Source organism: Nostoc sp. (genome assembly GCF_036917135.1).
GTDB lineage: Bacteria > Cyanobacteriota > Cyanobacteriia > Cyanobacteriales > Nostocaceae > Nostoc.
On sequence record NZ_JBALEA010000057.1, the window covers coordinates 96,236 to 112,247 of the forward strand.

Genomic DNA, 16,012 nt, shown 5'->3' on the forward strand with positions numbered 1-16,012 from the left:
TTTATCCTTTGTTCGAGTGTGTTACGCATCCAGTCCAGTTGCCTAACCCAATCGTTAGCTTATGCTGTTAAGAGACTTTATTGGCTGAGATTAAAGAATATTTCCACAGATGAGGTTAAAAAGCTTCTCATAGATCAACAACCGGATTTAGATTTTGTCCAAATGCGATCGCGTCTACTAAGGTTTGTAGAATATTGGCAGATAACAATACTGAACTGAGTAGAGAGAGAAGGTCACTATGCGATTACTACACACAATGCTCCGAGTGGGCAACCTTGAAGAGTCCTTAAAATTCTACTGTGAAATTCTCGGAATGAAATTACTCCGCCGAAAAGATTATCCAGGGGGAGAATTTACCCTAGCTTTCGTTGGCTACGGTGATGAAAGCGAAGAGGCAGTGATCGAACTAACCTATAACTGGGGAGTGGAAAAGTACGAATTGGGTAATGCTTACGGTCACATTGCCCTTGGCGTTGATGATATTTACGCTACGTGTGAAGAAATCCGCAATCAGGGCGGTAAAGTCGTGCGCGAACCAGGACCGATGAAACATGGTTCCACAGTAATTGCTTTTGTGGAAGATCCAGATGGGTATAAAATTGAACTAATTCAACTAAAAACTCAAGAATCAGCAGTCAAACAGGAATCACAAGAACAACTTGTAAGTCACTAATTATTATACGGATTTGCAAAAAATAAATTATCCGCCAGTCTTTTCCCACACCAACTTTTATGGGTAAATAAGTTCGTAGTCAGGACTTTAGTCCTTGGCTTGAGCGCTGAAGCGCTCACTACGAACCCAGAGATATCTTGAAAAGTTGAACCAGTACACCCGTAGGGGCACGGCATGCCGTGCCCCTACACCTTGCGATATAACGTTGTACCGCAATCTGAATGGGAACCGCTATAAAAGTGTAGGTGTAGCCTGTCGTAGACATCGCTCCAGCCGCAGGATCTGGCAAAGTCTGCTCATAACAGTATTTTCGTCTTAAATTAGGAAATAGGTAATCGATTATAACTATCACCAATTACCAATCCCAAATTGCCACCGGAGATACACGCGGATATACACCGATAATGTTTGGATAATTATCTAAGGAGTAGGGTTACAACCACTCCCCAATACTTCGGCTTCTCTACGAGACGCTGTTCGCGTTCGCTCAGTACAAGTCCCTAATATCCAATCCGCACTCCCTAAACTAAAAATCAAAATTCCAAAATTCTAAAGATGCAACCTACAGATCCAAATAAATTTACTGATAAAGCCTGGGAAGCAATTGTTAAGTCTCAGGATATAGTACGTGCTTATCAACAACAGCAACTAGATGTTGAACATTTAATTATTGCCCTGTTAGAAGAACCGACGAGTTTAGCAATACGCATCCTGGCTCGATCGGAAGTCGATCCAATCCGCTTGCAACAGCAACTAGAAGCCTTTACCCAACGTCAGCCGAAAGTTGGTAAAAGCGATCAGCTTTACCTTAGCCGCAATTTAGATGTTTTACTAGACCGAGCCGAGGAAGCGAAAGTCAGGATGAAAGACTCCTACATTTCGGTGGAACACATACTTTTGGCCTTTGCTGAAGACGATCGCATTGGACGAAAGATCCTCAAAGGCTTTAGTGCCGATGCCGCTAAACTAGAAGCGACGATCAAAGCTGTTCGCGGTAGTCAAAAGGTGACAGATCAAACCCCAGAATCCCGCTATGAAGCCTTACAAAAATTTGGTAGAGATTTGACAGAACAGGCAAAAGCTGGCAAACTCGACCCAGTAATTGGGCGGGATGACGAAATTCGGCGGGTAATTCAAGTCTTGTCTCGTCGTAGCAAAAATAACCCCGTATTGATTGGTGAACCTGGGGTAGGTAAAACTGCGATCGCAGAAGCTTTGGCACAGCGTATGGTAAATGGTGATGTTCCCGAATCTCTGAAAAACCGCAAACTCATTTCTTTAGATATGGGTAGTTTGATTGCTGGGGCAAAATTACGAGGTGAATTTGAAGAACGCCTAAAAGCAGTTCTCAAGGAAGTTACTGAATCTAACGGTGACATTGTTCTATTTATTGACGAACTACATACCGTAGTCGGCGCAGGTTCCACTCAACAAGGGGCGATGGATGCGGGAAATCTGCTCAAGCCAATGCTGGCGCGGGGAGAACTGCGTTGCATTGGTGCCACTACCCTCGACGAGTTCCGCAAACACATTGAGAAAGATGCTGCCCTAGAACGCCGCTTTCAACAAGTATTTGTCGATCAGCCAACTGTGGAAAATACTATTTCCATTCTGCGGGGGTTGAAAGAACGTTATGAAGTTCATCACAACGTCAAAATTTCTGATTCAGCTTTGGTAGCAGCAGCAACCCTGTCAGCGCGTTATATTAGCGATCGCTTCTTACCAGATAAAGCCATTGACTTAGTAGATGAAGCCGCAGCCCAGTTGAAAATGGAGATCACCTCCAAACCAGCCGAATTAGAAACTATCGATCGCCGCCTCATGCAGTTAGAAATGGAAAAGCTGTCATTAGCTGGTGAAGAAAAGAGTACTCCCCAAACGAGAGAGCGTTTGGAGCGAATTGAGCAAGAAATCGTCAATTTAACCGGAAAACAGCAAATATTTAATGAACAATGGCAAGGTGAAAAGCAGATATTGGAGGCGATAAGCGCCTTAAAGAAAGAAGAAGATGCGCTGCGAGTGCAAATTGAACAGGCGGAACGAGCTTATGACTTGAATAAAGCTGCCCAATTGAAGTATGGCAAATTAGAAGGAGTACAACGCGATCGCGAAGCCAAAGAAGCGAGCCTTTTAGAAATTCAAAACCAAGGTTCCACCTTATTGCGAGAACAAGTCACCGAAGCCGACATCGCCGAAATCGTCGCCAAATGGACAGGAATCCCCGTCAATCGCCTGTTGGAATCGGAACGGCAAAAATTGCTGCAATTAGAAAGTCATTTACATCAACGAGTCATTGGGCAAGAAGAGGCAGTAGAAGCAGTAGCCGCCGCAATTCGTCGCGCCCGTGCGGGGATGAAAGATCCCTCTCGTCCCATTGGTTCATTTTTGTTCATGGGACCTACAGGCGTGGGCAAAACCGAACTCGCCCGTGCTTTAGCTCAGTTTCTCTTTGATTCTGATGATGCCTTGGTGCGCTTGGATATGTCTGAGTATATGGAAAAACACTCAGTTTCTCGCCTTGTGGGAGCGCCTCCAGGATATGTAGGATATGAAGAAGGCGGTCAACTTTCCGAGGCGGTTCGCCGCCGTCCCTATTCGGTGGTGCTGTTGGATGAAGTGGAAAAAGCCCACCCCGATGTGTTCAATATTTTATTGCAAGTCTTAGATGATGGGAGAATTACTGACTCTCAAGGAAGAACTGTAGATTTTCGCAACAGCGTTATTGTCATGACCAGTAACATAGGTAGCGAACATATTTTGGATGTATCTGGTGATGATTCCAAATATGAAACGATGCGGAAGCGGGTAATGGATGGGTTGCGATCGCATTTCCGCCCCGAATTTCTCAACCGCGTCGATGATATTATTCTCTTCCATACCCTCAGTCGCACAGAAATGCGGCATATCATCCGTATTCAACTCAAGCGGGTAGAAAATCTTCTGCGCGAGCAAAAAATCTTCTTTGAGATATCGCAATCCGCCTGCGATCACCTTGTCGAATCAGGCTATGACCCAGTTTACGGTGCCCGCCCACTCAAACGGGCAATTCAGCGAGAAATAGAAAACCCCCTCGCCACCAAATTATTGGAAAATACTTTTATCTCTGGAGACACGATAATCATTGACAAAAACGAAACCGGTCTGTCTTTTAATAAAAAAATGCTTGCGAAGGTATCAGTACCACAGATTGCTACATAGCACCTGGCGAATTGGGTGAAAGACAGTTGTCATTGGTGTTAACTTCAGCTATAAATCCTTTAAAACCTCGTTTCCAGCCTCAGGCTGGAAACGCTCTTCATTGGGGCAGTTCAATCAGATTTGCACCGATGATTTTATCCCCTCTACCCAATTATCGGCATCCCCACATCCGATTAAAATAATCACCAATGGCTAATAGTTAATAACTAAAGATAAAATGGTGAAGCCTCAAAGGACAAATTTTGTCCATCGCCTAGAACTTTACCTGCCACCATGTCTGTTAATTCCAAGTTATACGAAGGCAAAGCGAAAATTCTCTATACAACGGACGATCCCGAAGTCTTGTTGGCTGATTTTAAGGACGACGCCACGGCGTTTAACGCCCAAAAGCGTGGCAGCATCCAAGGAAAAGGAAAAATAAATTGTAGCATTTCCAGCCAACTTTTTAAACAGTTGGAGGCTTATGGTATAAAAACTCACTTTATCGATAGCCCTGCCCCGAATCAGATGCGGGTGAGGGCAGTAAAGATTTTACCCTTAGAAGTAGTGATCAGAAATATTGCTGCTGGCAGTTTGTGTCAGCAAACAGGTTTACCAGTGGGTACAATTCTGAAACAGCCTTTGGTTGAGTTTTATTACAAAAACGATCAGTTAGGAGATCCTTTGTTGACACGCGATCGCCTATACCTACTAGAACTAGCTACTGCGGAACAAGTAGACGCAATTACACATCTTGCATTGCAAATCAATGAATTTCTCCATAAATTTTGGCAGAGGTGCGGCATTATCCTAGTAGACTTCAAACTAGAGTTTGGTTTGGACTCACAACAGCAGTTGCTCTTGGCAGATGAAATTAGCCCCGACACCTGCCGCTTGTGGGATACCACCGAAAAAGACTCAAACCGCCGGGTAATGGACAAAGACCGCTTTCGCCGAGACTTAGGAAATGTAGAGGATGCCTACCAGGAGGTTTTACAAAGAGTGTTAAAAGCAGTAGAAACTACAAGTTAAACAGCTAGAAACCAAAAGGTCAGAAGGAATTATATTTGACTTTTGCCTTTTGCCTTTTGCCTAGTAAAGTAAAAAAGCAAAAGAAAAAAATTATGTTTTGAGTTTTACCTTTGGCATAAGGGCATTATTGCCTTGTGATGGTGTGTGTGGTCGTGAAGAGGAATATAAGTAAAATGCGTTTATCTCCCGTATTGCTGGCAGTAGTAGCAATTGCAGTCCCTTTGGGCGGCTCATTGAGTGCAAAAGCCGAAACCGCCAACAGTTCAAAACAGACAACAGAAGTTTTGACATTAGAAACAAATCAGCAGCCAGAAAAGGACACTGGTCAAAGCAACTCTAGTAAAAGTCTAGAATCTCTATCTCAACCCACAGAGGTTAAAGAGGCGCAAAATATACAATCCCGTGTTGTCGCAATTTACCCTGCCAATCCCGCAGCGATGCTTGCGGCAGTCCACGCCCAGGCGACCCCAGAGGTAGTAGTGCCAACCTCCACAAAGCTAAGAACTGCACAAACCCCTCAAATCAATCCCAGCCCTACTCAACAGCCGTCTCCCGCTCCAGACATCCCCCCTCCAGCTAGTCAACAACCAACGCCTTCCCCAACTTTTGAAACTACTCCACTCCCGGAGAACGTCAATCCACCGACAACGGAACCTTTATTACCCACAAATCCTAAACCATCAGCCACTCCAGACATTCCATTCCCAGGTAGTCAACAACGAACACCTGCCCCAAGCCCCGGCGCTACTCCCAATCCGCAGAATGTTAACCCGCCGACAACTCCGGGAAATACTCAACCCAACACAACCCCAGAAGCCAACGACCCCCGCGTACTAGTATCAGAAGTAGTAGTTAGATCCCAGGCTGGGCAACTATCGCCAGAACTAGAAAACCAAGTTTACAAAGTAATTCGTACCCAACCAGGACGAACCACAACCCGCAGTCAACTGCAAGAAGATATTAACGCCATCTTTGGTACTGGCTTCTTCTCCAACGTTCAAGCAGCGCCAGAAGATACCCCCTTGGGAGTGCGGGTGAGCTTTGTTGTCCAGCCTAACCCCGTCCTAACCAAGGTAGAAGTGCAAGCCAATCCTGGCACTGGTGTTACTTCTGTACTACCAGCTAATACTGCCGATGAAGTATTTCGGGAGCAGTATGGCAAAATCCTCAACTTGCGTGACTTGCAAGAAGGCATCAAGCAATTAAACAAGCGATATCAAGACCAAGGTTACGTGCTAGCCAACGTGATTGGAGCGCCACAAGTCTCTGAAAACGGAATTGTTACCTTGCAAGTAGCAGAAGGGGTAGTAGAAAACATTAGAGTCAGGTTCCGCAATAAAGATGGTCAGGAGACAGACGAGAAGGGACAACCAATTCGGGGACGGACACAAGAATACATCATTACACGAGAATTGGAGTTAAAGCCAGGACAAGTATTCAACCGCAACACAGTCCAAAAAGACCTACAGCGAGTGTATGCAGTGGGACTGTTTGAGGATGTGAATGTGTCCCTTGACCCTGGTAGTGACCCCAGTAAGGTAGATGTAGTAGTGAATGTAGCCGAACGCAGCAGTGGTTCCATTGCAGCCGGCGCAGGGATTAGTTCTGCTAGCGGACTTTTTGGCACAGTTAGCTATCAACAGCAAAACCTGAATGGTAGAAACCAAAAACTGGGCGCAGAAGTACAGGTGGGACAACGGGAACTGCTGTTTGATCTGCGCTTCACAGACCCCTGGATCGCCGGAGATCCCTACCGGACTTCCTATACAACTAATATTTTTCGCCGCAGTTCCGTTTCGTTGATTTTTGATGGCAAAGATCGGGATATTAGGACGTTTGATCCAGCTAATCCTACTAATACAGATTCTCAGGATCGCCCCCGCATTCTCCGTATAGGTGGTGGTGTAACTTTTACCCGTCCCCTGTCCTCCAATCCTTACAAAACTTCCGTCTGGACTGCCTCAGCGGGTTTACAGTATCAACGAGTTTCCGCCCGTGATGCCGATGGCAATCTCATAAAAACAGGAGGACTGTTCGATAGTAATGGAAATCCCATCGACCAAAATGGAAATCTGCTCACCCCCAATGCAAATGGTGTCATAACACCAATCACCAGTCAATTAACCAAGTCTCCAGAAGGTCAAGACGATTTACTACTATTGCAACTAGGCGTACAGCGCGATCTTCGTAATAACCCTTTGCAACCCACCAAAGGTTCTTATCTGCGCCTCGGGGTTGATCAGTCAGTCCCTATAGGACTGGGCAACATTTTACTCACCAGATTACGGGGTAGCTATAGCCAATATTTACCCATCAAGTTGATTAGCCTTTCCAAAGGGGCACAAACTCTAGCATTTAACTTCCAAGCAGGAACAGTTCTCGGTGACTTGCCTCCCTACGAAGCTTTTACCCTTGGGGGTAGCAACTCCGTCCGAGGTTATGACGAAGGAACATTAGGTAGTGGACGTAGTTATGTGCAAGCATCAGTTGAGTATCGGTTCCCAGTTTTTTCAGTAGTCAGTGGTGCATTATTTTTTGATGCTGGTAGTGATCTGGGAACTAGTACTCAAGCAGCTGAATTGTTGAACAAAAACGGCACGGGCTTTGGCTATGGTCTTGGGGTTCGCGTCCAGTCTCCACTGGGGCCAATTCGGATTGATTACGGTATCAGCGATGACGGTGATAGCCGGATTAATTTCGGGATTGGCGAAAGATTTTAATTTGTCATTAGTCATTAGTCATTGGTCACTTGTACTGAGCGTAGTCGAAGTATTAGTGAATCACAAAGGACAAAGGACAACTGACAAAGGACAAATGACAATTAACTTTTTTGGATTAGCTTGCTAATTGTTACATTTACCTCAATACTGTTCCGATAAAGGGATTAATGACATTTTTAGGGGAATATCAGGAATTTTACCAAAACAGACGATGAACAATACTAAAGGAAATATATTGACTTTTTGGCTATGCAACAACACACTCTAGCAGCCGAAATCACCCAAATAGGGGTGGGACTGCATAGCGGTGTGATTACCCAGGTGCGGATACTACCAGCTGAGGCGGGAAGTGGACGCTACTTTGTGCGGGTGGATTTACCGGATTTGCCGATGATTCCAGCCCAAGTTGCGGCTGTTAGTCACACTGTTCTCTCAACTCAGTTGGGTAAGGGTGAGATATCTGTTCGCACGGTAGAGCATTTGTTGGCAGCACTTTCGGGTATGGGCGTGGATAATGCCCGGATTGAAATTGATGGTCCAGAAGTCCCGCTTTTGGATGGTTCAGCAAGGTTGTGGACAACCAACATTGCCCAAGTTGGCTTAGTATCACAACCCATTAAAAACCAAGCTACCTTGGTTGTTACAGAACCAATCTGGGTATATCAAGAGGATGCCTTTGTATGTGCCCTCCCATCACCAGAAACCCGCTTTAGTTACGGTATTGATTTTGACCTGCCCGCCATTGGTAATCAATGGCATAGTTGGTCACTAACGGCTGAACTAGGAAAAGCTTCTGCTAGCTTTGCGGCAGAAATTGCTCCTGCCCGTACTTTTGGGTTACTGCATCAAATTGAACACTTACAAAAAACAGGGTTAATTAAAGGTGGTAGTTTAGATAATGCACTCATTTGTGGACCAGAAGGCTGGCTAAATCCACCATTGAGATTTGCAAATGAACCAGTCCGTCATAAAATCTTGGATTTAGTAGGAGACTTAAGTTTACTAGGAACTTTTCCTATTGCTCATTTCTTAGCGTATAAAGCCAGTCATAATTTACACATTCAACTGGCTCAAAGAATTTTAGATTTTGGACTTCGGCTTACCTCGGCTTTGCCCTTCGGCTACGCTCAGGACAGGCTCGGCACAAGTCGCTCAGTCGAACGATTTTAGATTTTGGATTTGATCTAAAGTTTAAACTCCAGGATTATATTAAGGCTTTGGATATACGCCTGCCTACTCAACTTTCAGATGAAAAATCAACTACAAGGCCAATGTCAATTCTCACTGAACTTAATACCATCGATCCGACTACACCTGCATCTACCGAACCACAGGTTATAAATGAAACTACAATCAGCTCGGAGATTAAAACAACCTTCACATCTGAAGAAATTCAGAAATTGCTACCCCACCGCTACCCATTTTTACTTGTAGACAAAATAATTGACTACGTTCCAGGTAAAAAGGCTATTGGTGTTAAAAATGTTACTATCAACGAACCCCATTTCCAAGGACATTTCCCTGAACGTCCACTGATGCCAGGGGTACTAATTGTGGAAGCAATGGCACAAGTTGGGGGCATTGTCCTAACTCAAATGTCTTCGGTAGAAGGCGGGCTGTTTGTCTTCGCTGGTATCGATAAAGTTCGCTTTCGCCGCCAGGTCGTACCGGGAGATCAACTAGTAATGACGGTGGAACTGTTATGGGTAAAACAACGTCGTTTCGGTAAGATGCAAGGTCGTGCCGAAGTTGATGGTCAACTTGCTTGTGAAGGGGAATTAATGTTTTCTCTAGTTAGCTAAAAGTTTGCTTTCGTGGTATGGGCATAGCCGTGAAATGCCTCTACTGAATCCTGAAAAGGATAACAGTAAAAAAATCCACTACAGCACCTGATAATTTCTTGATTTTGGACGCCCTCTCTACGAGACGCACTCACAAACACACTTAACTTGCTTTGCCCGACACTTTCATTCACTGAAATACTTCACCCTCAACAACACCAGTCGCCTCGATGGGATGGCAGTTGTATAACTCTCTTAAGCAGAGTTACACGCTGCCTCAGAAACCCGCCCCGGCCCTGGCTTATCAAGACAGTTCTGGAGATTCACCCTTGAAAACGCTAATTCATCCAACTGCTGTAATTCATCCGAAATCGGAACTCCACCATACAGTGCAAGTCGGTGCCTATGCTGTGATTGGAGCGCATGTCAAAGTGGGACCTGAAACAATCATCGGCGCTCATGCAGTGCTAGAGGGTCCTTGTGAAATCGGGGCGCAAAATCAGATTTTTACAGGTGCGGCCATCGGTATGGAACCCCAGGATCTCAAGTTTGTGGGGGAACCAACCTGGGTCAAAATTGGTGATAACAATTTGATTCGTGAGTACGTTACCATTAACCGCGCTACTGGTGCCGGTGAAGCGACGGTAATTGGTGATGGCAATCTGCTCATGGCTTATGTCCATGTGGCTCATAACTGCGTCATTGAAGACCAAGTAGTGATTGCTAACTCTGTAGCCTTGGCTGGTCATGTTCATATAGAGTCACGCGCTAGGCTGAGTGGAGTTTTAGGTGTCCATCAATTTGTGCGTATTGGTAAACACGCAATGGTGGGCGGGATGGCACGTATTGACCGCGATGTAGCCCCATATATGTTGGTGGAAGGAAATCCGGCGCGGGTGCGAACCCTCAACCTTGTGGGACTGAAACGGTCTGGTATGGACTCAGCAGATTTGATGATGCTGAAAAAAGCTTTCCGCATTCTCTACCGTTCTGATTTGTCTTTTAAGGATGCTTTGGAACAGTTGGAATTGTTAGGGGATAGCGAAGAATTGCAGCATCTGCGCCGCTTTCTGCTACTTTCTCAGATGCCTGGAAGACGTGGCTTGATTCCCGGTAAAGGGAAAAAAAGCGTGAGTGATGAATCGTGAATTATAAGTTAGGAGTTAGGAGTTAGGAGTTGATGACTTAAATTTTTAACTCCTCACTCCTAACTCTTAATTATTCATTCCTAACTCATAATTTTTACTAATTACTAATTATCAAATGCGGATTTTTATCAGCACTGGCGAAGTATCTGGCGATTTGCAAGGGTCGCTGCTAATTACGGCACTGAAGCGTCAAGCTGTGGCGATTGGGTTGGAATTAGAGATTTTGGCACTGGGTGGCGAAAAAATGGCAGAGGCTGGGGCTATTCTGCTGGGGAATACCAGTAGTATTGGCTCAATGGGTATTCTAGAAGGGCTGCCCTATATTTTACCGACTCTTCAGGTGCAACGTCAGGCGATCGCTTCCCTAAAGCAAAATCCACCTGATTTAGTGGTGCTGATCGATTACATGAGTCCGAATCTGGGAATTGGGACTTACATGAAACAGCACTTACCACACGTGCCGGTGGTATATTACATCGCTCCCCAAGAGTGGGCTTGGTCGATCAATGTGCGTAACACTAACCGGATTGTCGGCTTTACAGATAAGCTGTTGGCAATTTTTCCACAAGAAGCCCGTTATTTTCGAGAGAAAGGGGCAGAAGTTAGTTGGGTAGGGCATCCTTTAGTTGACCGAATGCAAGACGCTCCTAGTCGGGAAGTAGCCCGTGCAACACTGGGGATTGCACCAGAAGAAATTGCGATCGCACTTCTCCCCGCTTCTCGCCGCCAAGAACTAAAATATCTTTTACCAATAATTTTTCAAGCTGCCCAAACTATTCAAGCTAAATTACCTGAAGTTCGTTTTTGGATTCCCCTATCGCTGGAAGTCTATAGACAGCCAATTGAGGAGGCTATTGAGCGTTACGGTTTACGGGCTACAGTTCTATCAGGTCAACAAATGGAAGTTTTTGCTGCGGCTGATTTAGCCATTAGCAAATCTGGTACTGTCAACCTGGAACTTGCTCTGTTAAATGTGCCACAAGTTGTAGTTTATCGCCTCAGTCGTCTAACTGCTTGGATAGCTCGGAAAATCCTCAAAGGTTCTATAGCCTTTGCATCACCACCCAATTTAGTAGTGATGAAGGCAATTGTCCCAGAATTATTACAAGAGCAAGCCACACCAGAGAATATTGTCCAAACGGCGATGGATCTGCTACTTAATTACAGTCGCAGAGAGCAAACTCTAGCAGATTATGAAGAAATGCGGCGGTGTTTGGGAGAAGTTGGGGTTTGCGATCGCGTTGCTCAAGAAATTTTGCAAATGCTACCGGGGAGTGGGGAGTAGAGAATGGGGACTGGGAAAATTCTGTATATTTAATACGTGATACCCAATCCCCAATCCCTTTAGAGGTGTCATGGCTGATGAGATGAGAAAACAAAGAGCGATCGCAGTTGATTTATTTGCTGGCGCGGGCGGTATGACTCTTGGCTTTGAACAAGCTGGTTTTGATGTGTTGGCGTCTGTGGAAATTGACCCGATCCACTGTGCAACACATGAGTTTAACTTCCCTGATTGCTCAGTGTTATGTAAAAGTGTTGTGGATACAACCGGGGAAGAAATTAGGAATCGGTCTAAAATTGGCGATCGTGAAATTGATGTGGTAATTTCTGGCTCTCCATGTCAAGGATTTTCCCTAATTGGTAAACGGGTTGTTGATGATCCCCGAAACTCTTTGGTGTTTCACTTTCATCGGCTGGTTTTGGAGCTAAAACCGAAGTTTTTTGTGATGGAAAATGTTCGAGGAATCACAGTTGGTGAACATAAACAAATCCTCCAAAACTTGATTAGCGAGTTTAAAGTTTACGGCTATAAAGTAGAAGAAAATTACCAAATTCTCAACGCCGGAAATTACGGAGTCCCACAGTCTCGTGAGAGATTGTTTCTCATCGGTGCAAGGGAAGATGTAGAGTTACCGAAATACCCTCAGCCCATTACTAAACAAGCATTAGTAAATAATTTAAATTCTAAAAAAATATCTGACATTCCATTGAGTCCTACAGTATGGGATGCAATTAGAGATTTACCTGAAATAGAAAAATATCCTGAGTTATTAATAAGAGATTGGGTTGTAGCAGAATACGAAAAGCCTAGTAAATATGCTCTTGTGCTTCGCGGATTAAAATGTCTAAACGATGATTATTCTTACAAACGAGAATATGATTTGCGAATACTTTCTTCAAGTTTAAGAACAAAACATTCTGGGGAAACTATTCAACGTTTTCAGGAGACTCAACAAGGCGAGAGAGAAAAAATTAGTCGTTTTCATAAGCTACATCCTGCTGGTGTCTGTAATACTTTAAGAGCCGGAACAGATAAGTATAGGGGTTCTTTCACATCTCCTAGACCAATTCATCCAATTACGCCACGCTGTATCACAGTGAGGGAAGCAGCGAGATTGCATTCTTACCCCGATTGGTTTAGATTTCATGTAACCAAATGGCACGGATTTAGGCAAGTTGGTAATTCTGTACCACCGCTACTAGCAAAGGCTGTAGCATCAGAAATTATTCGCAGTTTGAATATTTCGCCTTTTAAGCCGAGTTTGCGATACAAATTGGGAGAGGAGAAGCTATTACAATTTAATATGTCGCAAGCAGCACAATATTATCAGCGTGACTTGAATAGCATCTAGAATTCCCATGCATCTCGTTCTTGGCGAATAAAGTTATCCACTTCTTCCGTTGTGGGAAAATTGCCTTTAGCAGATCCGATGAAGCTAGTTAGAGGTTTTTCAGAATGCTTTGTGAGTGACTCCTGAAGTACTATACTCGTTACAAATCTGGGACTAGTATCAGTGTCGAGCAAAGGACATTCTTCTAAGTATAGCCTTGTAGCTTCTTTAAGATTAGCAAGAGCTTCTTCAATTGTTTTACCTCAACTGTGCCGACTTCAGGACATTCAGCAACATACGTATCTTCTTCTTTGTGAAGAATGGCAGTTAATGTTTTAGTGTTCATAAGCTTTACAGCGCTTCCCGCTATTATGCAATACAGTTTTCTCCTTGCCCCTCTTTTAGCATAGCTTTCAGCTTTGAGGATGTACCTCATAGCTGCCGTAAGTGCTGTATTTTGATACGGATGGTTGAGCGATGCCTAGGTTGGCAAGCTACGCACTGTTTTCTCTAGTTTAGCTTTGAGGTGCGATCGCTTGTGCATCTCCCTGTTTAGCAAGTTCTAAAAGATTCGGCTGTGTCATAACCAATAAATCCGAAAAACCGAGAAAATATCTTCATATCTCAGGGTTCCCCATTTATAGACAAAAGCAACATTTTTATAATTTTTCCAGCCCTATATTTAAAATTCCGTTGAATTTATTAGATTTCTTGCAAGAACCCCGGTTATAGACTCTTTATCCACTTCTATACATGAGGCAAATTAAATACTAACGTTCCTTTGTAATCACAGAACTACCATTACTAATACTTACTTTTTGAATAAAAGCTTCACTACAAGATGCTAAAATATCAGCGCTTATTTTATTAGCAATAAATTCAAAGTCTTGGTTTGTTAATTCCCGTGCAGTATTACCACTTAAATTAATAAAAATAGTTAAAACTTGAGGGTCGCTAGAAGACTCTTCATTATCTACTGCTTCTACTTCTGCCATACCCAAATAAAACTCTTTACTCCAAGCTGGAAACTCCTTACCTGTCTGTTGTCCATAAACTTTTACTCTCTCAACAGATGCAGCCGCCAAAGCTATTAACCCTTTGCGGATAAATGCAACTAAAATTTGCTGATTTGGTACTTGGGCAGATTCTAGAATTACCTCTAAGCAAGCATCTTGTAAGGCAACTTTTGCAGTGATCCCCTTGGGGTGTAGATGGCGGTTCATCAGAGATGCGATCGCTTCTGCATCTCCCTGTTTTGCAAGTTTGAGAATATTTGGCTGTGTCATAACCAGTAAAAGAAAAAATCTTGGAAAATAAACTTATATTCTCAGGATTCCCTCTTGACAGCCTGAAATAACATTATGATGCAAAATATCAGCTAACCTGGGCTAAAATGTCTATTATAAAGATAGTTGTTTACAGACTTTTACAAAAAATATCTTTTACCTGTCTCAACATCAAAAACTGTTGTTTTTGTCCTTGCCAAATTAACAGGATTAATATTAATCAGTTTAATTCCAATTTAAAATATGAAGTTTTATCGAGATCACGCTTGGCCTTCGACATTGGAAGAAGCTATAGCTATCCAAGAAAAGCTGCGATATCAAGTAATTACGTCCGATCAACTGCAAGAACCTATTCAGTACGTTGCTGGTGTAGATATGGGTTTTGAAGCTGATGGAACAATTAGCCGTGCAGCTGTTGCAGTATTGAGTTTTCCTGATTTGCAAGTAATCGAGACAAGCCTAGCACACCGTCCTACGACCTTTCCTTATATTCCTGGGTTCCTCTCATTTCGAGAAATTCCAGCCGTCCTCGATGCCCTGGAGAAAATTAAAACAATACCAGATATCATCCTGTGTGATGGGAATGGAATTGCTCATCCCCGCAGATTAGGTATAGCTAGCCATTTAGGGTTACTTGTGGATGTACCGACAATTGGTGTAGCTAAGTCTAGGTTGCTAGGTAAGCATGAAGAATTGGCAGAAACTAAAGGTAACTGGCAACCACTGATACATGAAGGTGAAACCATTGGGGCTGTTTTGCGATCGCGCACAGGAGTAAAACCTCTCTACATCTCCAGTGGTCATCGAGTTAGTTTACCCACAGCAATTGACTATGTATTACGCTGCACGCCCAAATATCGGCTGCCAGAAACTACACGCATTGCTGATAAACTAGCGTCAGCGAAATAAAGCTTGTTGAAGTTTTTTCTAAATACTTGCTTCCACCGACTCAATCATGTTAGGAATCGCACAGAAAGAAGTTGAAGTAACTAAATACGAGTTCCGAAGTTAGAACCATGAACGCACTAACTTTACAGTGGCACGATGCAGGTCAAGATAAAACTCAGAACATTTACGAACAACAGCCAAGTCAAAATCATGGCACTGTCCGCATCGGTCGCGATCCCCTCCGGTGCGATATTGTTCTGAGTCACCCCACTGTCTCTGGACTGCACGTTGAAATATTTTTTCATCACCAGCAACAGCGCTTTTATATTAGGAATTTGCGATTGCAAAATCCCCCCATTGTCGATGGACGGCAATTAGTTCAAGGTGAAATGCCTTTAACTGAAGGCACTAGTATCTCTTTGGGACACATAAAACTCAATGTTACTGGCATTTCCACAGGCAGCATTCCAGCAACAATTTTGCTGCCACCAGATCCACCAGTCCATATCGGACATCACCACCATCCACGAACACCGCCAGGAGTTTATGGCCTAGAATGCCCCAAATGTCATAAAGTTTCCCCAGGAGAGAATCTACAAATTGGCTGTCATTGGTGTGGCACATCTTTAGCTGCGGCGATGAGTATTTTGGTAGTTAGGAATTAGGAATTAGGAGTTAGGAGTTAGGAGTTAGGA

15 protein-coding genes are annotated in these 16,012 nt (G+C 43.9%); 12 read left to right on the forward strand and 3 right to left on the reverse strand.

What is annotated here, in order from left to right; all coding sequences use genetic code 11:
- Window positions 1-18: 18 nt before the first annotated feature.
- From V7K50_RS16455 to V7K50_RS16500, 10 genes are all read left to right on the forward strand, one after another.
- On the forward strand, window positions 19-219 hold the full coding sequence (locus V7K50_RS16455) for a hypothetical protein (protein ID WP_334961760.1): 201 nt from the start codon (window positions 19-21) through the stop codon (window positions 217-219).
- Between the two features lie 19 nt (window positions 220-238).
- Window positions 239-673, forward strand: a complete 435-nt coding sequence (gene gloA / locus V7K50_RS16460) for a lactoylglutathione lyase (protein ID WP_334961762.1) — start codon at window positions 239-241, stop codon at window positions 671-673.
- A gap of 555 nt (window positions 674-1,228) precedes the next feature.
- Window positions 1,229-3,871 (forward strand): ATP-dependent chaperone ClpB, encoded by a 2,643-nt coding sequence (clpB, locus tag V7K50_RS16465; protein WP_334961764.1) that lies wholly within the window; start codon window positions 1,229-1,231, stop codon window positions 3,869-3,871.
- A gap of 273 nt (window positions 3,872-4,144) precedes the next feature.
- Entirely contained in the window at window positions 4,145-4,882 is a 738-nt protein-coding gene (gene purC, locus V7K50_RS16470) for a phosphoribosylaminoimidazolesuccinocarboxamide synthase (protein ID WP_334961766.1), read from the forward strand.
- Between the two features lie 173 nt (window positions 4,883-5,055).
- Entirely contained in the window at window positions 5,056-7,602 is a 2,547-nt protein-coding gene (locus V7K50_RS16475) for a BamA/TamA family outer membrane protein (protein WP_334961768.1), read from the forward strand.
- Window positions 7,603-7,851: 249 nt separating this feature from the next.
- Window positions 7,852-8,772 carry a UDP-3-O-acyl-N-acetylglucosamine deacetylase gene (gene lpxC / locus V7K50_RS16480; protein WP_334961770.1) on the forward strand — a complete coding sequence of 307 codons (921 nt, stop codon included), beginning with the start codon at window positions 7,852-7,854 and terminating at the stop codon, window positions 8,770-8,772.
- Between the two features lie 101 nt (window positions 8,773-8,873).
- The gene (gene fabZ / locus V7K50_RS16485) at window positions 8,874-9,404 is read left to right on the forward strand and encodes a 3-hydroxyacyl-ACP dehydratase FabZ (RefSeq protein WP_334961772.1); all 531 of its coding nucleotides are present in this window, start codon (window positions 8,874-8,876) and stop codon (window positions 9,402-9,404) included.
- 308 nt (window positions 9,405-9,712) lie between these two features.
- On the forward strand, window positions 9,713-10,531 hold the full coding sequence (lpxA, locus tag V7K50_RS16490; protein WP_334961774.1) for an acyl-ACP--UDP-N-acetylglucosamine O-acyltransferase: 819 nt from the start codon (window positions 9,713-9,715) through the stop codon (window positions 10,529-10,531).
- Between the two features lie 115 nt (window positions 10,532-10,646).
- Window positions 10,647-11,816: a lipid-A-disaccharide synthase gene (gene lpxB, locus V7K50_RS16495; RefSeq protein WP_334961776.1), complete on the forward strand. Its 1,170-nt coding sequence runs from the start codon at window positions 10,647-10,649 to the stop codon at window positions 11,814-11,816.
- Between the two features lie 70 nt (window positions 11,817-11,886).
- Window positions 11,887-13,164: a DNA cytosine methyltransferase gene (locus V7K50_RS16500; protein ID WP_334961778.1), complete on the forward strand. Its 1,278-nt coding sequence runs from the start codon at window positions 11,887-11,889 to the stop codon at window positions 13,162-13,164.
- On the opposite strand, the gene V7K50_RS16505 is transcribed toward V7K50_RS16500, so the two are convergent.
- From V7K50_RS16505 to V7K50_RS16515, 3 genes are all read right to left on the reverse strand, one after another.
- Window positions 13,161-13,337, reverse strand: a complete 177-nt coding sequence (locus V7K50_RS16505; protein WP_334961780.1) for a hypothetical protein — start codon at window positions 13,335-13,337, stop codon at window positions 13,161-13,163. The genes V7K50_RS16500 and V7K50_RS16505 overlap by 4 nt on opposite strands.
- Before the next feature lie 11 nt (window positions 13,338-13,348).
- Window positions 13,349-13,489, reverse strand: a complete 141-nt coding sequence (locus tag V7K50_RS16510) for a hypothetical protein (RefSeq protein WP_334961782.1) — start codon at window positions 13,487-13,489, stop codon at window positions 13,349-13,351.
- 424 nt (window positions 13,490-13,913) lie between these two features.
- A complete protein-coding gene (locus tag V7K50_RS16515) occupies window positions 13,914-14,429 on the reverse strand; it encodes a hypothetical protein (protein WP_334961784.1) in 516 nt (171 codons plus the stop codon).
- Between the two features lie 243 nt (window positions 14,430-14,672).
- On the opposite strand from V7K50_RS16515, the gene nfi reads away from it, so the two are divergent.
- Together nfi and V7K50_RS16525 are read left to right on the forward strand one after the other, a co-directional pair.
- Window positions 14,673-15,338 carry a deoxyribonuclease V gene (nfi, locus tag V7K50_RS16520; RefSeq protein ID WP_334961786.1) on the forward strand — a complete coding sequence of 222 codons (666 nt, stop codon included), beginning with the start codon at window positions 14,673-14,675 and terminating at the stop codon, window positions 15,336-15,338.
- A gap of 107 nt (window positions 15,339-15,445) precedes the next feature.
- Window positions 15,446-15,982 (forward strand): FHA domain-containing protein, encoded by a 537-nt coding sequence (locus V7K50_RS16525; RefSeq protein WP_334961788.1) that lies wholly within the window; start codon window positions 15,446-15,448, stop codon window positions 15,980-15,982.
- Window positions 15,983-16,012 lie beyond the last annotated feature (30 nt).